Source organism: Vannielia sp. SX4, from assembly GCF_052828525.1.
In genome coordinates, this window is sequence record NZ_CM128247.1 from 450,159 (window position 1) to 468,543 (window position 18,385).

Below are 18,385 nucleotides of genomic sequence, written 5' to 3' on the forward strand. Positions count from 1 at the left end.
GGGGTGTCGTGCCGAAGCGTGCCTGCCTGGGATGCACCCCCACCTGATGTTGGGGAATGGCCGCTTCGGCACACGAAACCTAGCAATCCGATTTGTCGCGAGTCAACCCGCAGATGTAGTGACGGATACATCGCTCAGAAACGGCCCCGGCAGGGACATGCTGGGGCCGTTAACTTACGGGTGACTCAGGCTCGGCTCGGCGAGCTTACCGCCTGCACCCGCATCATCCGCCCGGCTCGCTGCAGCGCGGTAGCCGTAAGTCAGCGAGAGAGGCTCTCGGCTAGACGCATGAGGTTCACCGCCTCGGCGCGGTAACCGAACTCGTCCTCGCCCTTGGCCCCATTGGCCAGTTCGATGGCCTCTGCGTAGCTCCAGTCTCCAAGGTAATCGGATCCTTTCAACAGTTGGCCGAACCCGGAAATGGCAGCGGCGAAGCGGGTCTCACTGGTGGCATCGCCCATATCCTCGGTGATCGGAAACTCCAGCAATTCGCTCTCACTCTCGCCCGGCTCCTTCCAGCGCATCCGCAGGAAGGCCAACTCAGGGCTGTCTTGCTCGGCCTGCGCAGGAGCAACAGATGCATCGGCCGACCCGTAGCGCAGAGGGTCGTTCAGCACAGCGGGGGAGCCGACCGGGGTGATCTCGTAGATCGCCGTAACCGAGTGGCCTGCGCCGATCTCGCCCGCATCTACCCTGTCGTTGTTGAAGTCCTCACGCTTCAAGGCGCGGGTTTCATAGCCGATCAGCCGGTACTCGGCGACCTCGGCAGGGTTGAACTCCACTTGGATCTTAACGTCAGATGCGATCGGAAAGAGCGCACCAGTGAGCTGATCGACCAGCACCTTGCGCGCCTCGCTCAGCGTGTCGATATAGGCGGCCTGTCCATTGCCGTTCTGTGCCAGAGATTGCATCAGCGCATCGTTCAGGTTGCCCCGCCCAAAACCGAGAACGGAGAGGAAAGTGCCGCTCTCGCGCTTCTTTTCGATGAAATCCTTCATCTCGACGGGCGAGTACAGGCCCACATTGAAGTCGCCATCAGTGGCCAGCAGAACGCGAGAAACTTCACCCTCTTCGGTCATCTCCTCAGCCACTGCATAGGCTTGTTCCAGCCCGGCCGCTCCAGCGGTGGAACCGCCCGCGCCAATGTTGTCGAGCGCAGCAAGGATCTTGGCGCGGTCCCCGGCCGGCGTCGGGGGCAGGACCAGTCCGGACGAGCCTGCATAGGCCACGATGGCCACCTGATCCTCGGGGCGCAATTCGGGCAGCATCAACCGGAGTGACTGCTTGAGCAGGGGCAACTTGTTCGCATCCGACATCGAACCAGACGAGTCCACAAGGAACACGAGGTTCAACGGCGGGCGATCTTCGACAACCGGCATCTCGCCCTGAATGGCCACGGTCACAAGCTGGGTATCCGGGTTCCATGGGGTCTCCGAAACCACAACGGTGGGCTTGAACGGCGCAGGATCATCCGCCTCTGGAGCAGCGTAGGTATAGGGGAAATAGTTCACCATTTCTTCCACCCGCACAGCATCGGCGGGCGGCATCTGCCCAGCGTTGAGCGAGGAGCGCACGACCGAGTAGCTGGCCGTGTCCACGTCAATGGAGAAGGTCGAGACCGGCTCCTCGGAGGCCACCTTCACAGGATTGCTTTCGGCCTCCGGGTAAGCCTCGGTATCGGGTGCCGGGCGGGCAACCGTGCCCTCATCCGGTCGCGGTGGCGCGAAGGTTCCGGCGATGCGACCGAGGGTGCCGTCGTTGGAGGCGCCTGCGGTGGCGGAGCGCTTGCGCGCGACAGTTGCCGTGCGCGGTGCGACCGAAGGCGCGGGTGCCGGCTCAGCGGCGACATCGGCCATCGCGTCCGCTTCCATCGGTGCCTCGCTTTCGGTCAGCGCTTCGACGGCTTCAGTGGTGGCAGCTCCGCCGACGGCGCCATCGTCCACGCCCGTCTCATCTGCGGCAGCCACTTCCTGGCGGGCCACCTGCTGTTCCGGGGCGGACTCGTCCTGCTCACGAACCTTCGGCTCAGCAGACGGATCGGTCGCGCCTTCGCTGACCGTCACGACCTTGGGTGCGCCGCCCTCATTCATCTGCGGGATAATCACAACGGCCGCCAGCCCGGCGGCAACGATCCCCGTAGTGGCGGCCAGCCCGGCCTTGGTGCTCAGCTTCAAAAACATCTCTCTCACTCCTTGCATCAGCCCCGCCTTTCGGGGGCTTTCAGGAGTGGGACGGGCCTCGGCTGCCGATCCTTGGCGCAATGCCGCATTTTCCTCGCGCTGGTCTTCGAAAGCCTGCATGGCAAGAGCCAAAGTAGCTTTCTTCGCCCCCGGGTCAGGGGCGGGCGGGCCGGATTTCATCGCGGCTTTCAGCTTGTCGAACTCGTCAGTCATGACGCTCTTTCCTCGGTTGCCACGGCGCGGAGGCGCTTTTTGACCTCCGACATGCGCCAGGCGATTGTGCCCTCGCTCACGCCCAGAACTTCACCGGCCTGGCTTTGTGTCATCTCCTCACCCAGCACGAGTGCGCAGGTGTCGCGCAGCTCTGGAGGCAGGGCGCGCAACATGGCGGTGAGCCAATCCACCGCCTCGGCGGTTTCGGCCATTTCGGCCTGTCGTGCCTGCTGCCAGTCACCCCATCCCTCTGCGGCCCGGGCCTGTGTTGCGGCGCGCCGCCGCCGGTCATGCGCCGCGTTCACCGCCACCCGGTAGAGCCACGTCGTAAACGCCGCCCGGCCCTCGTATCTGGCCAGCTTGGCGGGCAGGGCAAGGCAGATGTCCTGCGTCAGGTCTTCCGCTTCCGCACGGGCCCCGGTCAGCCGAAAAGCGAAGGCGAAAAGCCTGTCGTAATGCCGTGCCAGCAGCGAGGCGAAGGCCTCCCTGTCACCGCCAGCGGCGGCTAGGGCGAGGGAATGGTCAGACACCGACATGCGCATACCGTTGGTCAGACGCATGCGGCGCGTCAATCCTTGGCACTATGCGAAAGATTTTTTCGCTCGCCGCTTCTTGCCAAGACAGTTCTCGATCCCAGCGCGCACCGCGAAACTCAGGCGCGCACCCGACGCCTGCGGCCCGTGGCCAGCGCAATCAGACCCGCGCCTACGATTATAGCGGATCCTGCCAGCGTCGCGGTGTCGGGCCGTTCGCCAAAGAAGAGCGCAGCCAAGATCATGGCCACCACCAGCCGGGTGTAACGGAAGGGCGCAACCACACCCACGTCCCCGGTGCGCATAGCAATGGTCAGCGCATAGTAGGCCGAGGCCCCCGCCAGAGAGGCGGCGAGAATCCGCAGGGCATCCGTGCCGGAGGGGACCACCGGCGTGGTTTGGAAAGCGAGGATAACCAACCCCGCCGGGATCAGGATGGCGCAGCCGTAGAGGCTGAGTTGTACGTGAGAGAGCACTGGCGGCGCGGCACGCGTGGCGAGGTCACGCCCGGCAAAACCGATCATGCCGAGCACCGAGAGGATTGCCAGCATGTCGAATCCGGCGAGGCCGGGGCGGAGCACCAGCAATACGCCCGCGAAGCCCACCACAATCGCCAACCACCGGGCCGGGCTGACCGGCTCTCGTAAAACGGTCATCGCGCCGAGCGCCACCACCAATGGAGCGGCTTGCAGGATCGCCGAGGCAGTGGAGAGCGGTGTGAGTGCAATGGCGAGGGTGTAAAACACCCGGCCAACCATCTCGAACCCGCAGCGCACCGCCATGGGGCGCGAAAACAGTGCAGGATGGATCAGCCGCTCGCCCCGGCGAAGGCACAACACCGCAAAGATCACTGTGCCAATGACCCCGAAAGTGGCCAGCACCTGCCCCACCGGCACGGCCCCGGCTGCGGATTTGATGAAGGCGTCTTCGACGGCGAATCCGGCCATCGAGGCCGTCATCCAGAGTGCACCCTGGGCGTTGGAGGAGAGGGGCATCAGGGCCTCGCGGTAGTGTCGGGGCAAGTTGCCCGGCTGGCGGGTAAGGTCAAGGGGTAGCATTTCAGGGCCGCATGTGCGGAAGCCGCCCGGATCAGATCCACTTCGCTATTGGGGGCAGGCTCATCAGCACGGCATTCGCGTCATGCCCCGTGGCCAGACCAAACTTGGTGCCCCGGTCGTAGACGAGGTTGTACTCCGCATAGAGCCCACGATGGACCAGTTGCGCGTCCTTCTCCGCCCCCCCCCAAGCCTGACCGCGGCGCTTTTCGACCAGCGGCACGTAAGCTGGCAGAAAGGCCCGCCCGATATCTTGGGTCAGGGCAAAATCCGCCTCCCAATCACCAGTGTTGCGGTCATCCATGAAGATGCCGCCCACCCCACGCGCCCGGCCACGGTGAGGGATGAAGAAATACTCATCAGCCCAGGCCTTCAGCTCGGGGTAAAGCTGCGGCCCGTGTGGATCGAGAAACGCCTTCTGCTGCCCATGAAAGTGCGCCGTGTCCTCGTCGTATTCGATGCAGGGGTTCAAGTCGGAGCCGCCGCCGAACCACCAGGCTGAAGGGGTCCAAAACATCCGTGTGTTCATGTGCACGGCAGGCACATGCGGGTTTTGCATATGGGCGACAAGGCTGATCCCAGAGGCCCAGAAGCGGGGATCTTCGGCTACGCCGGGCACCCCGCGGGCGGCCATTGCTTTCTGCGCAGCTTCGCCCAGCGTGCCGAACACCTCCGACACGTTCACCCCCACCTTCTCAAAGACCCGTCCGTCGCGCATCACACTCATCAGCCCGCCCCCGGCATCGAAGCCATCTTCAGCGCTGCGCTTGGTCGTGGTCACTTCAAACCGTCCGGCGTCCCCCTCACCGTCAAAGCTGTCCTCCAGTCCTTCGAAGGCGGCCACGATCTCGTCACGCAGGCTACGGAACCACGCCGCCGCGCGCGATTTCTGGTCTTCCATGGCGTCGCTCATTCCGGCCCTCCCCGCATATCGTGATTTGGCGAATCCGCGTGGCGACCCTAAACAGGGGGCCAAGCCATTGAAAGGACGCCCGATGCGGCATTTTCTGCCTCTGCTCCTCATCCCCCTCGTCACCGCCTGCGCCACCCCGCGCGAGGCCTGCGAGGCACGGGCAACCAAGGATCTGCGGGTGATGAACAAGCTGATCGCGGAAACACAGGCCAATGTCAGCCGTGGTTATGCGATCGAGCGGGAGTCCTACGTGACCACGCGCTACCAGATTTGCGCCCGCTCCGGTGACGGCCCGGTCGAGGCCGTCTGGTGCCACCGCCCCGAAACCCGCTACCGCACCAAGCAGGTCGCGATCGACCCAGCCGCCGAACAACAAAAACTGCGTAACATGATCGTCAAGCGCGACCAGTTGGAGCGTGAGGCTCGGTCACAGGTCGCCGCCTGCCGGAGGGCCTATCCGGAGGGCTGACCGGGTTCAGATATCGTCCCGCGGAATCCGCAGGACCTGACCCGGAAAGATCAGGTTCGGGCTGGCCAGCACGTGTTGATTGGCCTCGAAGATCGGTTGGAAGTTCCCATTGCCGTACTGCGACTGGGCGATACTCGAGAGTGTGTCTCCCGGTTGAACGGTATAGGGTTGCCAGCCCCGGTAGCCGGGCAGGATGCGGGGGCCAAAGAGCACGGGGATCGTGACGGACGGGCCGTTTTCGTTTCCGGTATCATCGGCCAGCGTCAGAAACAGGCGGTTGAGTTGGAACGAGTTGGTCGCCGGAATGTCGATTGAGCCCTGAAACTGCCGAAGTCCAAGTGAACCGACCTGTGTGAAGCTGGAATACTCATCGTGCCCCTCGCTGACATGGATCGTCAGAGTGCCTTCAAAGGCTGTGGCGTTACCGGCGATGAGGATCGTGTCGCCAACGAGGTCGAATGGCTGGGGTTGTTGGATATCGAGCGTGGGCGTCATGGCGTGCGCCTCCGTTGCGGGGTTGGGCAAGCTTGAGCTCAGCCTAACAGCCGCCGCCCGGGAAACGGTGTGAAAACCCCATGAAAAAGGGCGGCGCGGGATGATCCGGCCGCCCTTCTGGCGTGAATGTCGCCGGTGTTACGGGTTTGCGGAGATGATGCCGTTCAGCCAGTCCACGTAGTTCGCGGTGCGGGTGTAGGCCGAGAATTTGGCCTGCTCGTTGCAGCTCTTGCCGCCCTCACCGGAGAGACCCCAGCTCACAACACCTGCCTGAATGTAGAGACCTTCGTCATTGACCTTGACCACCAGCGGGCCACCGCTGTCGCCAGAACAGGCAGTCTTTCCACCCTCATAAGTGCCAGAGCAGATCATGTTCTCCGAGATGGGGATCGGCGCGCGCTTCACCAGCTCTTCCCACGCACCCTGCGCATCATCGGGCGTGAGGCCAAAGGTCTTTGCGGCAAAGACAAAGCCCTTGGCAGCCACCTCGGCGCGGGCCTCCATTAGCGCTTGGTTGCAGGCGTCCCGGGGGAGCATCTGAATATCGGCCTGGCGCATATCCTGCGGATGCTCGCCGCCGTCGATCAGGCCCCAACCGGTCACCGTGGTGGTCACACCCGGCTGCTCCAGAAGGTCGCCCAGCTCGGCATCGGGGATCTTCACCGTCTCGTAGGGCACCTGTGGAGCGCGGGAGAGCTTCAGCAGCGCGATGTCATTGTCGAACACGCCGCCGATATAGCCTGGGAAACGGTAGAGCGCGGCCACGTCGATCAGGTCGCCTTTGCCTTCGGCAATCTGGTTGGTGCCTGCGAGCACCTGGATCGCGGCGGGGTTGATGTCACGGTATTGGCCCTGCGGGTCCTGCATGTGCACGCAATGCGCCGCGGTGAGCACCCACTGGTCCAGCACCAGCGAGCCGCCGCAAAAATGGGCGTCAGGCGTTATGCCCTTGCCCTTGATCATCAGCGCCACCTGCCACGGCCAAGCGCCATCAGCGGCCACTTCGCCACCGATCACGCGCGAGCCGCTGTCTTCGCTGGCCTTCTCCTCCAGATACTCCGCTTTCTCGCCGCTTTCGGCCCATGCGAAGGGCGAGGCGCTGCCGTCGTCAGAAAAATCCTGTGCCGTAGCGGTGCCGAGGCCAAGCCCGGCGACCGCCGCGATTACCGCTGCAAATCTCATGTCCGTTGTCCTTCCTTCAATCGTCCTTGGGTGTGATACGCACCGGGATCCGCGTCACGGTAAGCGGGGCGGGTGCGGTCGAAAAGCTGAAATTCCGTGACGCTTCACCGGGTGGGGCGGCGGCAGCCTGGATAAATTCTTCCATCGGGTTGCCCGCGCCCCGGCTCTGCCCGTCATTGGCCAGCCCGGTCAAGGCGGTGCGCGGTGCGCCATCTTTAGCCGGGGTGACCAGCACGATCACCTCTTCCAGAGCCATGCCATCGCCCTCGTTCACCATCAGCATCCCGACCGGCACGGTTTCGTTGAAGTTGAGCCGGTTGGATGTGCCGGAGCCGGGGAAAATGGCGGTGATGGTGAAGCTCTTGTCGCGGTAGAGAACGGTAACGTCCTGCGCATTGCTCGATGTATTGCGGATGTGCAGCCACAGTTGGGCGCAATGAGGCACAGTCTCGGGCGCAGGCCGGATCGGGGTGCCGGTGGCACCATCGCAGTCCGCCGGGATCATCTCGGCCTCCACTTTCACCGGCGGGCCGGAGACGGTGAAACCTTTCTTGGCCCCCGCCTCGGCTTGGGTCAGCGCGGCCTCCAACCGCTGAACCTGCGCGAGGCGCGGCAATGCCTCTGCAAGGTCATTGGCGACGAACCGCGGCGAAGAGCCGGGGCCGTCCGGGTCGAGCACACCATCTGGGCCGGTCACAGCAAGCTGGCCACCCGTCAGCACGAGCGCGCGGTCAGGCTGCTCAGCATTCCAATCCACTCCATCGACGAGGCCTTCAGCTTCGAGACGGGCAAGTTCGGCCGCAATGACGCTGTAGTCTTCACTGTCAGAAACGACTGGCGTGGAGAGCCGAAGAGGCACAGCCTCGGCTGGCGCTAGAGAGGTGACTTCGGCGTATTTCGCGCCCTGCGGCACGGAAGAGAGCGCGGCGCTGAGAGGGGTGAGGCCGGTGATGCTTGCGGTGCCAAGCGGCTCGCCGCCCACCGCCGCCGCGTAGAAGGTAATTTCGCTGCCCTCCGTCAGGCCCGCGAGAGCCCCAGCCTTCAGTTCTTTATCCACCCGAAATCGCGCGTTGGAGTCGGCTCCGCCAAAGACCGGAGCCGCCATGAAGGTGCCTTCACCATCGGGGGTTTGCGTTGCGGTCGCGGTCTCTTTGCGCATCCCGTCCATCGTGGCGGTCAGAAGTTGCTCCCACGTGAGGTCAGGCGTCGAGGCCATGACGGTGGTCAGCACGCGCGTGAACTCACCATACCAATTGGCCGGATCGTCCGGGTCGCCATGCGGGTATTCAAAGCTGCGTTGGTCGGATTGCGACGAGTAGAGAAAGGCAAACTGTCCTTCGAGCGCCGGTGCAGGGCGGCTCTCAGTTGCTTCCATCGTTTCAGGGATGCCCAGCAGCATGGGCTCTATATAACGAGCCGCGCCCTTGCCGGGCATGGCCCGAAAACCGGTTGCGGCGTGGCAGGCATCGAGCACGGCAACAAGCGCCGCATCGTCTGACATGATCTCTTCGGCCGCGGCGCGCAGTTCATCGTCGAGGATCGCGTTTTCAACCGCGCCCACCGTGCCCTTCCAGCCGGAGGCATCGGAGGGCAGTAGGATCTCGTCATAGCCGCCCTGATCGTCGCCATCGAGATCGGGCGCTTGCGAGCCGTGCCCGGAGAAGTAAAAGAAAACCGTATCGCCCTCACCCGTCGCCTCAGCGGCCTCGGCCAGCCCATTGAGGATCGCCTCGCGGCGGGGCATCCCCACAACAACACCCTGGGGCAGCAGGTCAGGCGCCGTGGTCAGCACAGTGATATCCTCGGCGGCCACTCCGCGTGACATGAGCGTGCGTGCCATCAGTGCCACGTCATTCACCGGCCCGCGCAGGTCTGCATCCAGATATTCGTAGTCGCCGACCCCGATCAACAGGGCGCGGGTTTCGGCCGCCACGGGGGCAGCGCAGGCCAGCGCAGTGAGCGTGGCGAGGGAAAGTTGCCTGAGCGTCATGATGGCGATATTATTGGTGAAATCGCTCCGGGCAAGGCTCACGGGCGCTCATGACAGCAATTGACACACTTCCCTGTAGCCACGCCCTGCGCTAGGCCCAACGCCATGGCCTACACCCTGCCCGACCCACTCTCTATCAAGCCCCTGCCCTTTGACACCGTGATCGACGTGCGCTCACCCTCCGAGTTCGCTGAAGATCACGTGCCCGGCGCCATCTCGCTGCCGGTGTTCTCCGACGAAGAGCGGGCGAAGGTGGGTACGATCTACGTGCAAGAGAGCCCGTTTCTGGCCCGCAAGATCGGTGCCGCGATTCTGGCGCGCAACGCGGCGGCTCATCTGGAGGGGCCACTGGCCGACAAGGACGGGGGATGGAAGCCGCTGGTCTATTGTTGGCGTGGCGGCCAGAGGAGTGGCGGGTTCGCAACCATACTCGGGCAGATCGGCTGGCGGGTGGAGAAAGTCGAAGGCGGCTATCAGAGCTACCGTCGATCGGTGGTAAAAGCGCTCTACGAGGGCGCGTTGCCGCATCACGTGGTGCTGCTGGACGGGAACACCGGCACCGCCAAGACTGACCTCCTGCAACGGGTCGCCGAGCGCGGCGGGCAGGTGCTGGACCTTGAAGGTCTGGCCAATCATCGCGGCTCGCTTCTGGGCAATGTCGGCCCGCAACCGGCGCAAAAGGGCTTTGAATCCGCGCTGCTTCAGGAACTGGCGCGGTTCGATCCGGCCCGGCCAGTGCTGGTGGAGGCAGAAAGCTCCAAGGTGGGCGAACTGCTGGTACCGCCCGCGTTCTGGAAGCGGATGATCGAGGCACCGCGCCTCACTCTTGCCGCCGGTCTCGAGGATCGCGCCCGCTATCTCGCCCGTGTCTACGCCGAATTAGCGGCGGACGTGCCCGCCTTGAACGCACTCTTGGGGCAACTCACCCGGCTGCATGGGCGAGAGCGGGTTGCGAGCTGGCAGGCGATGGCGGCAGATGGCGATGTGGTGCAACTCGCGGCAGAGCTTTGCCGCCACCACTACGACCCGCGCTACGCCAAATCACGTCGGTCAGAAACGCCTGAAACCCGGCTGGAGATCACGCTGGATGAGGACGGTCTAAACCGCGCAGCCGACAGGATCACGGCAGAGCTCCAGCCTTAGTCGCGCAGCACCAGAGCCTCAGGGCCGCTCCCGCAGGTGATCCTCGGCGTCGGCCACGTTGATGTCGAGCGCATCCAGCCCATCTTCGAGCATGTCGGCCAACTGCGGCTCGCCGCCAAGGTAGGTCTCCGTAGGCGAGGACTTCTCAGCCACAGCCATCCGGCGGGCTTCTTCGATATCATCCGCATCATAACTGCCGCGTCCTACCCACATCAGGGCTACAAGGCTCGATTGCTCATCTTCGTTCATGTCGGAGATGTAATTGCGGGTCTGCACGCCATCGGAGCCGTACTCGCGGGCCAGCGCGATGACGCGGACGATCTTGTGCATGGAAACGTCGAGCATGGCAGGGCCTCCTTGGCCTGAGAGTGCCAGCATAGGCGCGCGCTTTCCAGCCCCTGCACCGGCCCAGACCTGCGTCAAAGTTGCGAGCGGAAGAGCCGGTAGTAAAGCCAGTTCGGCATGAGCTGTGACACACGTACGAGCCAACCCCGCATGGTCGGGAAGCTCTTCTGGAACACGTCATCGTTCATGTGCTCAAACAGTTCTCGCGCGGCGGCCTCAGATGTCATCACCGAGGGCGGCAGGGCGGCAGGCGTATCACCCTCGGCCAGCGCTTCAGGTTCGATCACGTGGCCGGGGCAGGCAAGCTGCACCTGCACACCTGTGTTGCGCAGCTCGGCATAGAGCTCTTCGGCCAGGTGCATGACGGCGGCCATCGAGGTTCCGTAGCCGATTTCACCCGGCAGGCCGCGATAAGCGGAGAGGCCCGCGACCAGCAGCAAGTGCCCCTTGTCGGCGTCCACCATGCCCGGCAGCACCGCGCCCACGGTGTTGAGTGCGCCGTCGAGGTTACGGTCGATAACCTGCTTGATCGCGACCGTGTCCCAATTACGGGCACCGTGGCCGCCCATCGCATCGGGCAGGTAGATCACGCCGTCGACCGCGCCCACGCCCGCCGCTGCGACCTTCATTGCCTCGGCGTCGGAGGTATCGGCTTCAACCGCCATGGCCTTGCCCGGCAGCATCTCGGCCAGCTTCTTCATCGCGTCCGGCTCGGCGCTGGTGAGGGCCAACTCAGCACCGACGCGACTCAACTGATCAGCCAGCGCCCGTCCCAGAGCGGAGCCCGCACCGATGATCCAGTACTTCTTGCCCTGCCATTCGACCATGAAATCTCTCCTCCGTGGAAACGCCGCATTCTAAAAATATGGGTGCGGGCAAAGTGATTCCATGCCGCCCCGTTCCCATTATAACGCGCTGGTAATCGGAGGGTTCACACTAGGCCTGAGATGACGCTTAATTTAATGCCATTGCCCGGCGATTGAGCAGCTTTCAGCTGGATGGCCCGGTCGCAGGGCTGCTGAGGGGAACGACCTGCGCAGGCTCTTCGGGAGCCAGCTCCTCGAAGTCGAAGGCATCGAGCCTGTGCGCCCGCTTGCCCGCCTTCTCGGCAGAGATCTTGATCTCTTCGATGTCCTTCGCCGCCTGCCCGAAGTGCCTGTCGAGATTGCCCACACGTGTGCCGAGCCTGTCCACATCTGCATGGAGCAGCGCCAACTCCTTACGGATCGCCCCCGCCTGCTCGCGCATCCGGGCATCCTTCAGCACCGCACGCATGGTGTTTAGAGTGGCCATGCAGGTCGTGGGCGACACGATCCAGACCCGCGCCGCAAAACCTTCGCGCACCACTTCGGCAAAGTTGGCGTGCAACTCGGCATAGACCGCCTCGGAGGGAAGAAACATCAGCGCCCCATCAGCGGTTTCACCCTCAACGATGTAGCGCTCGGAGATAGCGCTGATGTGGGTTTTCACCGCGGCCCTCAGGGCCCGACCGGCGGCAGTTTTCTCGGCATCGCTCGTCGCACCGCTGAGTTGCTCGTAAGCCTCCAGTGGGAACTTGGCGTCAATCACGATGGGGCCGGGCGGGTTGGGCAGGTGAATCAGGCAGTCCGCTCGCTTGCCGTTCGAGAGCGTGGCTTGCAGCGTGTAGCTGTCCCGCGGGAGCGCCTTGGAAACGATATCGTTTAGTTGGATCTCGCCAAAGGCCCCACGTGTCTGCTTGTTGCTCAGAATGTCCTGAAGGCCGAGCACATCGCCAGAGAGCTTCTCGATATTGGCCTGTGCCTTGTCGATCTGTGCCAGCCGCTCTGTGAGCTGGGTCAGCGAGGTGGCGGTTTGCTTGGAACTGCCCGCAAGTGTCTCGTTCACCTTTTCCTGCATGTCGTTGAGCGTGCGTGCCGAGTGCAACGCTGTCTGGTGCAGCCGGTCGGCCACCTGCGCCTGCACCTCGGCCAAACGCGCCTCCATGGCAGCCACGATCTGTGCCTGTCCTGTCTGCTGGCTTTCGGAGACGGAGGCGATCCGCCCACCAAGCTCATGCTGGCCTTGCGCAAGCGCCTCGACCGCCTTTGAAACGGTGCCGATCTGTCCAGCCGCCTCGGCGGCTCGGCCCGCGCGGCGAACGGTTGCGATCAAGAGCCAGAGCAGGATCACAACGAGCAGCGCACCGCCTAGCACCGCTAGCACGCGCGGGTCGGTCAGTGCGTAGGACTGTCCACCAATCTCGATCATCGGCGCCCGAAGAGCCGCTCGATGTCGTGCAGCTTCAGCTCCACGTAGGTGGGCCGTCCGTGGTTGCACTGTCCCGAGTGAGGCGTCGCCTCCATCTCGCGCAGAAGCGCGTTCATCTCCTCGGCGCGCATCCGGCGGCCGGAGCGGATCGATCCGTGGCAAGCAACGCGAGAGAGGATGGCTTCGAGCCGCTCCTGCACCAACTGGCTCTCGCCGATGTCGTCCAGCTCGTCGAGCACATCGCGCAGCATGGCTTCGGCGTTGATCTCACCAAGAATCGCCGGGGTTTCTCGCACAGCAATGGTGCCGGGGCCGAAGGGCTCGAGGGTCAGCCCCATGCGGGTGAAAGTTTCGGCATGCGCCAAAAGGGTCGACGCGTCTTGTTCCGAGAGCTCGACTATCTCGGGGATCAGCAGCGCCTGCGCGGCAACGCCATTCTCCGCCATCTGGCGTTTCAGCTTCTCGTAAACGAGCCGCTCGTGGGCAGCGTGTTGGTCGACGATGACCATGCCGCTCTCAGTCTGGGCGATGATGTAGTTCTCATGCACCTGCCCACGGGCAGCGCCAAGCGGGTGATGGCTGAGGGATTCATCCACGCCCTGCGGCGTTTCTTCGACCCGGCCGGTCGGTGCCTCGGCAAAGCCCATCGGCTCCACCACAGGCGTGGGCCAGCGGTAGCTCTGGGCGCGGTCATGGGCTGGGCGGTCCATCTGGTAGATGCGGGGTGCCTCCGGCGCCTCCGCCCGTTCGGGCGTCATCGCACCAAGCACCTCGCCGGCTATGGTGGAGGAGGCGCGATGGCCCGCTTCGGCGAGAGCGTGGCGAATGCCGCTGACGATCAAGCCCCGCGCCACACCCGGCTCTCGAAAGCGTACTTCGGACTTGGCGGGATGCACGTTCACGTCCACCCGCTGCGGATCGACATCGAGAAAGAGCACCGCCGCCGGGTGGCGCTCGCGGCTGAGATAGTCGGCATAGGCCCCGCGCAGGGCGCCGATCAGCAGTTTGTCCTTAACCGGCCGCCCATTGACGAAGAGGAACTGCGCAACCGAGGACCCCCGCGAATAGGTCGGCAGCGCGGCGTACCCCGTGAGGTGAATGCCCTCGCGCTCGGCGTCGAGACGAATGGCGTTTTCTGCAAATTCCCGACCCAAAACTGTGGCAAGGCGACCGGCAAGCGCATCGAACAGGTCACCCGATTGCGCATCAGCACGGAACGTGACACGCGGCTCGCCGCCAGTTTCATCCCGGAGGGTAAAGCCGATGAACGGCTCAGCCATGGCGAGGCGTTTGACTACCTCCGAGATTGCCTGGGTCTCTGCGCGGTCCGACCGCAGAAATTTGAGTCGTGCAGGCGTGGCATAAAACAGGTCGCGCAGCTCGACTTGGGTACCGGATGTGAGCGCAGCAGGTTTGACCGGGCCAAGCGTGCCACCTGCGCAGGCGATGCTGTGTGCGTCGGTACCGGTGGGCCGCGACGTAATGGTGAGTCGGCCCACCGCGCCAAGCGATGGCAGCGCCTCGCCCCTGAAGCCGAAAGAGCGAATATCGAGCAGGTCGGAGCCGTCAATCTTGGAGGTAGCGTGGCGCGAGAGGGCAAGCGGCAGGTCTTCCGCCGGGATGCCGCAGCCATCGTCGGTGACCCGGATCAGGGTCTTGCCGCCGTGAGAGATGCTGATCTCGATCCGCGTCGCCCCTGCATCAATCGCGTTTTCGACCAGCTCCTTCACCGCAGAGGCCGGGCGCTCCACAACCTCACCCGCGGCGATCCGGTTGATAACCGCTTCGTCGAGCTGCCGGATTTGCGGCGGGCTAGGGCTTATATTGGGCTTCGGCGCGTTCATGCTACTAGGGGTAGCATGGCGGCGAGCGATTCTGCGAGGGGGAATCTCGACGGGAAAAGGCTTGTTCGCACGTCCTGCACGCCTTGCCGCGTCTTGCGTTTCAGCCCTTCGGCTTCACCGCCCCAACCAGCGGACCAAGCGGAAAGCCCGTGTCATGCCGTCCGACCTCAGGTGCAAAGAGTCGCGACACGGAGCCATCGAAATAGAGGGCGTTCGGTGTGCCGAGCCCGTCCCGGAAGAGCGTGCCAAACTCCCAAAACGTCACCGGCTCGTCAGAAATGACAAAGTGGATCGTGCGGCCATCGGCTTCCACTCCCACGCCATTGCGGAAATGCCGAGAAGTGCTGTCTCGCAAAAAGCGCGGGTGCAGCGCCCCGTCCAGCACCAGCATCGGGCCTGACTGCGAGGCGTAACGACAGGCAGGTGGGTTTGCATCATAAGTCAGCGTCTCCACCACCGCCGCCGACCGATCCATCAGGCAGAACACTCCATTGGGCACGAGGCCAAAGTTGCCCGGCCCGGGGTTGGTGACCAGCGGCGCAGTCTGGCGACCCTCTTCGAGGTAAAGGCCCACAGGGCTGCGGTCGTCGTGATACATTCCCGCATTCATTGCGAAGGTCAGCTCGAGCCCTTCAGCGGCCAGCATATCTTCGAGACGGGCGAAACTGCCGATCACCTTGCCACCGTTGCTGTGGAAGAGCCGAATGTCATCGACCGCCGCATCCAATGTACAAAGCGTGTAGGCGCGGCCTTCGTGGGCGATATCGCGGCAGGCAGGCGCCGCAGTGAGCGGCGCAGCGGTGAGCAGTGCCAGCAGCGGAGCGAGGAGGCGGTTAATCCTCGCCATCGTCCTCGGCCTCGACATCGCGGCGAACACGCTCTTCCGAGAACATGCGGCGGGTGTCATCCATCCGGTCGAAGGTTTCGTCGAGTTTGAAGCGCAACTCGGGCGAGAACTTCAACGCGAGAGACTTGTTCACCGCGCGGCGCAGTTCGGAGCGGTTGCGACGGAGCGCATCCAGCCCCTCCTCGGCGTGAAAGCCTCCAAGAGGCATCACGTAGGCGGTGGCAACTTTCAGGTCGGGCGAGCAGCGCACCTCGGAAACGGTGATCGACATGCGGGCCAGTTCATCGTCATGCACATCCCCGCGCTGAAGCACCTGGGCCAGCGCGCGCCGGATGGTTTCGCCCACGCGGAGCTGTCGCTGCGAGGGGCCGGGACCGTCATGAAACTTGTTCTTCGCCATGGGCCGGACATAGGACGCGCACCGCCGTCACGCAAGCAGGGCTTTGCGCCGTGGCGCGGCGTCAGCTAAACGGAGCCGAACGTGAGAAGGACGATGAGCGATGATGGACGTGCCCGGGATCGTGGTGATGGGAGCCTCCGGCCGGATGGGGCGGATGCTGGTGCAATCGGTGCAGGAGAGCCCGGTGATGCGGCTCGCGGGTGCGCTGGAGCGCGAGGGCCACGAGTGGGTGGGCCAAGATGTCGGCGAGGCTATGGGTGGCGCGGCGCTGGGCGTTACGGTCACGGCGGACTCGCTGGAGGCGATGGCCAAGGCGCAGGCGGTGATCGATTTCACCGCCCCTGCCGCCACCGTCGAAATGGCCGGTCTGGCCGCGCAAGCGCGAGCGGTCCATGTGATCGGCACCACTGGTTTGACCGACGATGACATCGCCAAGATAGACCTCGCCGCGCGCCATGCGGTTGTAGTGCGAGCCGGCAACATGTCTCTCGGGGTGAACCTGCTGACGGTGCTGGTGAAGAAGGTCGCGGCGGCATTGGACGAGGATTTCGACATCGAGGTGGTGGAGAGCCATCACCGGCATAAGGTGGATGCCCCCTCCGGCACCGCTCTGATGTTGGGCGAAGCCGCCGCCGAGGGGCGCGGCCATGGGCTGAAAGACGTGTATGCGGCCGCGCGGGATGGCATCATCGGCGCGCGCAAACGCGGGCAGATCGGGTTCTCCGCCATTCGCGGCGGTGACATCATCGGCGAGCATGATGTGCTCTTCGCCGGGCCGGGCGAGCGCTTGACGCTCTCGCACAGTGCGACCGACCGGAGCCTCTTTGCCAAGGGAGCGCTGAAAGCCGCGCTCTGGGGGCAGGGGCGCAAGCCGGGGCATTACTCGATGCTGGATGTGTTGGGTCTCGGCGAGGCGTGACGGGGCGGAGGTTGCCAACCCACCACTCAAAAGTCGATCGCCAAGCCCTTCTTTTCCCAATCACCGTAGCGCACCGGCTCGGGGCCATCGCGGCCGCCCAACTCCTTGGGCAGCTCTTCCGCCTTCGCAGCCTTCCGCCGCGCCTCGGCTTCGGCCAGGGCGCGTTGGGCTTCTGGGGGCAGGTCCGTTCGGTCGGTCATCTCGGCGCTCCTTGTCAGGGCTCGACCCGTGATATAGCCCGCGAGGCGCAACCGGAAAAGGGGAAGGCCAATGGCCGATGCGGCACGTGAGCTGGCGCTTTCATTCATCAAGGGCGTGCTGGCGCAGCGGATCATGATGTCAGACCTCGTGGCCGCCACGCAGGCGCCGCCCGAGGTGATGGCCCGTGCCCAGCGGCTGGCCAACGCCACGCTCCGCAATCTCGGCCCGGCAGATGCGGCCTTGAAGCCCTACATCAAAAAGGCCCCGCCCGCCCCGGTGCGCGATGTGCTGCGGCTGGCCACGGTGGAACTTCTGGCGCTGGGCGAGGCCGCACATGGCGTGGTGAGCGAGGCGGTGAGCCTGACCCGTCAGGTCTCACCACGGGCAACCGGCATGGCCAACGCAGTGCTGCGCCGTGTGGCCGAGGAGGGGCAGGCCGCCTTTGATGCCGCGCCTCCGACGCGCATGGCCAACTGGCTGCGCGGGCGACTCGGGGCCGCGTACGGAAATGCGGTCGTGGCACAGATCGAGGCGGCCCACGGTGCCGGCGCCCCGCTGGACCTGAGTGCCAAGGGCGACCCGGCAGCGTTGGCCGAGGCCGTGGGCGGCACGCTCCTGCCCGGCGGCTCGGTGCGCATTCAGGGGCCAGCGCAGGTTTCGGCCCTGCCTGGCTTCGAAGAAGGCGCATTCTGGGTGCAGGATGCGGCCGCCGCGATTCCCGCGAAACTGCTCGCCCCCCAGCCCGGCAAACGCGTGCTGGACCTCTGCGCCGCGCCCGGCGGCAAAACCCTGCAGCTCGCCGCCGCCGGGGCTGACGTAACGGCGCTAGACCTATCCGAGCGGCGGCTGAAGCGGGTGGAAGAGAACCTTGCCCGCACCGGCCTGACCGCCAAGCTGGTCGCCGCCGACGCGCTGACTTGGATGCCCGAAGAGGCCTTCGACGCGATCCTGCTCGATGCCCCCTGCTCGGCTACCGGCACCATCCGCCGACATCCCGACCTGCCGCATGTGAAAGACGGCAAGGGGCTGAAAGAGCTGTTCGCGCTTCAGGCGCAGATGCTGGAGCGGGCGATGGGCTGGCTCAAGCCCGGTGGGCGGCTTGTCTACTGCGTGTGCTCGCTGCTCCCCGAGGAGGGTGAAAAGCAGGTCGAGGGCCATGAGCTCATTCGCCCAGAGGCAGACTGGATCGAGGAAAGCTGGCGCGCGGGCAACGGGCTTCGCCTGCGGCCTGATTTCTGGCCTGACCGTGGCGGGATGGATGGGTTTTACATGGCGGTGCTGCGCAAGCCCTGACGGGAGATCGCGTCGGCACCCAATCCGCCGAATCCCCCGCGCGTTCGGATCAGCAGGTGACACCCGCCGCCCGTGGCCTTATCCTCCGCCGCAACCAACAACAGGCCCGCAACGGGCACCCCGAGAGCGCAATG

18 protein-coding genes are annotated in these 18,385 nt (G+C 64.6%); 4 read left to right on the forward strand and 14 right to left on the reverse strand.

Annotated elements, in window-relative coordinates; genetic code table 11:
- Positions 1–260: 260 nt before the first annotated feature.
- The 4 genes from ACUXVX_RS02280 to hemF all read right to left on the reverse strand — a co-directional run bounded on the left by ACUXVX_RS02280 (position 261) and on the right by hemF (position 4,894).
- A complete protein-coding gene (locus ACUXVX_RS02280; protein ID WP_446310197.1) occupies positions 261–2,393 on the reverse strand; it encodes a YfbK domain-containing protein in 2,133 nt (710 codons plus the stop codon).
- A complete protein-coding gene (locus ACUXVX_RS02285; protein WP_446311492.1) occupies positions 2,390–2,929 on the reverse strand; it encodes an RNA polymerase sigma factor in 540 nt (179 codons plus the stop codon). The genes ACUXVX_RS02280 and ACUXVX_RS02285 overlap by 4 nt, the downstream gene beginning before the upstream one ends.
- A 116-nt stretch (positions 2,930–3,045) precedes the next feature.
- Positions 3,046–3,921 (reverse strand): DMT family transporter, encoded by an 876-nt coding sequence (locus ACUXVX_RS02290; RefSeq protein ID WP_446311493.1) that lies wholly within the window; start codon positions 3,919–3,921, stop codon positions 3,046–3,048.
- Positions 3,922–4,015: 94 nt separating this feature from the next.
- On the reverse strand, positions 4,016–4,894 hold the full coding sequence (gene hemF, locus ACUXVX_RS02295; RefSeq protein ID WP_446310198.1) for an oxygen-dependent coproporphyrinogen oxidase: 879 nt from the start codon (positions 4,892–4,894) through the stop codon (positions 4,016–4,018).
- 82 nt (positions 4,895–4,976) lie between these two features.
- On the opposite strand from hemF, the gene ACUXVX_RS02300 reads away from it, so the two are divergent.
- On the forward strand, positions 4,977–5,363 hold the full coding sequence (locus ACUXVX_RS02300) for a hypothetical protein (protein WP_446310199.1): 387 nt from the start codon (positions 4,977–4,979) through the stop codon (positions 5,361–5,363).
- Positions 5,364–5,369: 6 nt separating this feature from the next.
- Here ACUXVX_RS02300 and ACUXVX_RS02305 read toward each other — a convergent pair whose 3' ends face one another.
- From ACUXVX_RS02305 to ACUXVX_RS02315, 3 genes are all read right to left on the reverse strand, one after another.
- Complete coding sequence (locus ACUXVX_RS02305; RefSeq protein WP_446310200.1) at positions 5,370–5,888, reverse strand: LysM peptidoglycan-binding domain-containing protein; 519 nt, start codon at positions 5,886–5,888, stop codon at positions 5,370–5,372.
- Between the two features lie 108 nt (positions 5,889–5,996).
- The gene (locus ACUXVX_RS02310) at positions 5,997–7,040 is read right to left on the reverse strand and encodes a serine protease (protein ID WP_222471265.1); all 1,044 of its coding nucleotides are present in this window, start codon (positions 7,038–7,040) and stop codon (positions 5,997–5,999) included.
- A gap of 16 nt (positions 7,041–7,056) precedes the next feature.
- Positions 7,057–9,030: a caspase family protein gene (locus ACUXVX_RS02315; RefSeq protein WP_446310201.1), complete on the reverse strand. Its 1,974-nt coding sequence runs from the start codon at positions 9,028–9,030 to the stop codon at positions 7,057–7,059.
- Positions 9,031–9,135: 105 nt separating this feature from the next.
- Here ACUXVX_RS02315 and mnmH point away from each other — a divergent pair, with 105 nt between their 5' ends.
- Entirely contained in the window at positions 9,136–10,173 is a 1,038-nt protein-coding gene (mnmH, locus tag ACUXVX_RS02320) for a tRNA 2-selenouridine(34) synthase MnmH (RefSeq protein WP_446310202.1), read from the forward strand.
- Between the two features lie 18 nt (positions 10,174–10,191).
- Here the strand turns inward: mnmH and ACUXVX_RS02325 are convergent, their stop codons facing one another.
- The 6 genes from ACUXVX_RS02325 to rbfA all read right to left on the reverse strand — a co-directional run bounded on the left by ACUXVX_RS02325 (position 10,192) and on the right by rbfA (position 15,838).
- Positions 10,192–10,518 carry a DUF3775 domain-containing protein gene (locus ACUXVX_RS02325; RefSeq protein ID WP_446310203.1) on the reverse strand — a complete coding sequence of 109 codons (327 nt, stop codon included), beginning with the start codon at positions 10,516–10,518 and terminating at the stop codon, positions 10,192–10,194.
- A 74-nt stretch (positions 10,519–10,592) separates the two neighbouring features.
- Entirely contained in the window at positions 10,593–11,345 is a 753-nt protein-coding gene (locus tag ACUXVX_RS02330) for an SDR family NAD(P)-dependent oxidoreductase (RefSeq protein ID WP_446310204.1), read from the reverse strand.
- 163 nt (positions 11,346–11,508) lie between these two features.
- Positions 11,509–12,747 carry a DNA recombination protein RmuC gene (locus ACUXVX_RS02335; RefSeq protein ID WP_446310205.1) on the reverse strand — a complete coding sequence of 413 codons (1,239 nt, stop codon included), beginning with the start codon at positions 12,745–12,747 and terminating at the stop codon, positions 11,509–11,511.
- Positions 12,744–14,591 carry a DNA mismatch repair endonuclease MutL gene (gene mutL / locus ACUXVX_RS02340; RefSeq protein WP_446310206.1) on the reverse strand — a complete coding sequence of 616 codons (1,848 nt, stop codon included), beginning with the start codon at positions 14,589–14,591 and terminating at the stop codon, positions 12,744–12,746. The genes ACUXVX_RS02335 and mutL overlap by 4 nt, the downstream gene beginning before the upstream one ends.
- Before the next feature lie 100 nt (positions 14,592–14,691).
- Complete coding sequence (locus ACUXVX_RS02345; RefSeq protein ID WP_446310207.1) at positions 14,692–15,438, reverse strand: phosphodiester glycosidase family protein; 747 nt, start codon at positions 15,436–15,438, stop codon at positions 14,692–14,694.
- On the reverse strand, positions 15,425–15,838 hold the full coding sequence (gene rbfA, locus ACUXVX_RS02350; protein ID WP_222471257.1) for a 30S ribosome-binding factor RbfA: 414 nt from the start codon (positions 15,836–15,838) through the stop codon (positions 15,425–15,427). The genes ACUXVX_RS02345 and rbfA overlap by 14 nt, the downstream gene beginning before the upstream one ends.
- A gap of 100 nt (positions 15,839–15,938) precedes the next feature.
- Here rbfA and dapB point away from each other — a divergent pair, with 100 nt between their 5' ends.
- Entirely contained in the window at positions 15,939–16,757 is an 819-nt protein-coding gene (dapB, locus tag ACUXVX_RS02355) for a 4-hydroxy-tetrahydrodipicolinate reductase (protein WP_446310208.1), read from the forward strand.
- 26 nt (positions 16,758–16,783) lie between these two features.
- Here the strand turns inward: dapB and ACUXVX_RS02360 are convergent, their stop codons facing one another.
- On the reverse strand, positions 16,784–16,957 hold the full coding sequence (locus ACUXVX_RS02360; RefSeq protein WP_222471255.1) for a DUF1674 domain-containing protein: 174 nt from the start codon (positions 16,955–16,957) through the stop codon (positions 16,784–16,786).
- 70 nt (positions 16,958–17,027) lie between these two features.
- On the opposite strand from ACUXVX_RS02360, the gene ACUXVX_RS02365 reads away from it, so the two are divergent.
- Positions 17,028–18,251: an RsmB/NOP family class I SAM-dependent RNA methyltransferase gene (locus ACUXVX_RS02365; protein ID WP_446310209.1), complete on the forward strand. Its 1,224-nt coding sequence runs from the start codon at positions 17,028–17,030 to the stop codon at positions 18,249–18,251.
- Positions 18,252–18,385 lie beyond the last annotated feature (134 nt).

Excerpts from the sequence above, each read along its gene's own strand:
- ACUXVX_RS02280 (WP_446310197.1), bottom strand. The coding sequence starts at position 2,393 with ATGACTGACGAGTTCGACAAGCTGAAAGCCGCGATGAAATCCGGCCCG.
- ACUXVX_RS02285 (WP_446311492.1), bottom strand. The coding sequence starts at position 2,929 with ATGTCGGTGTCTGACCATTCCCTCGCCCTAGCCGCCGCTGGCGGTGAC.
- ACUXVX_RS02290 (WP_446311493.1), bottom strand. The coding sequence starts at position 3,921 with ATGCCCCTCTCCTCCAACGCCCAGGGTGCACTCTGGATGACGGCCTCG.
- hemF (WP_446310198.1), bottom strand. The coding sequence starts at position 4,894 with ATGAGCGACGCCATGGAAGACCAGAAATCGCGCGCGGCGGCGTGGTTC.
- ACUXVX_RS02300 (WP_446310199.1), top strand. The coding sequence starts at position 4,977 with ATGCGGCATTTTCTGCCTCTGCTCCTCATCCCCCTCGTCACCGCCTGC.
- ACUXVX_RS02310 (WP_222471265.1), bottom strand. The coding sequence starts at position 7,040 with ATGAGATTTGCAGCGGTAATCGCGGCGGTCGCCGGGCTTGGCCTCGGC.
- ACUXVX_RS02315 (WP_446310201.1), bottom strand. The coding sequence starts at position 9,030 with ATGACGCTCAGGCAACTTTCCCTCGCCACGCTCACTGCGCTGGCCTGC.
- mnmH (WP_446310202.1), top strand. The coding sequence starts at position 9,136 with ATGGCCTACACCCTGCCCGACCCACTCTCTATCAAGCCCCTGCCCTTT.
- ACUXVX_RS02325 (WP_446310203.1), bottom strand. The coding sequence starts at position 10,518 with ATGCTCGACGTTTCCATGCACAAGATCGTCCGCGTCATCGCGCTGGCC.
- ACUXVX_RS02330 (WP_446310204.1), bottom strand. The coding sequence starts at position 11,345 with ATGGTCGAATGGCAGGGCAAGAAGTACTGGATCATCGGTGCGGGCTCC.
- ACUXVX_RS02335 (WP_446310205.1), bottom strand. The coding sequence starts at position 12,747 with ATGATCGAGATTGGTGGACAGTCCTACGCACTGACCGACCCGCGCGTG.
- mutL (WP_446310206.1), bottom strand. The coding sequence starts at position 14,591 with ATGAACGCGCCGAAGCCCAATATAAGCCCTAGCCCGCCGCAAATCCGG.
- ACUXVX_RS02345 (WP_446310207.1), bottom strand. The coding sequence starts at position 15,438 with ATGGCGAGGATTAACCGCCTCCTCGCTCCGCTGCTGGCACTGCTCACC.
- rbfA (WP_222471257.1), bottom strand. The coding sequence starts at position 15,838 with ATGGCGAAGAACAAGTTTCATGACGGTCCCGGCCCCTCGCAGCGACAG.
- dapB (WP_446310208.1), top strand. The coding sequence starts at position 15,939 with ATGATGGACGTGCCCGGGATCGTGGTGATGGGAGCCTCCGGCCGGATG.
- ACUXVX_RS02360 (WP_222471255.1), bottom strand. The coding sequence starts at position 16,957 with ATGACCGACCGAACGGACCTGCCCCCAGAAGCCCAACGCGCCCTGGCC.
- ACUXVX_RS02365 (WP_446310209.1), top strand. The coding sequence starts at position 17,028 with ATGGCCGATGCGGCACGTGAGCTGGCGCTTTCATTCATCAAGGGCGTG.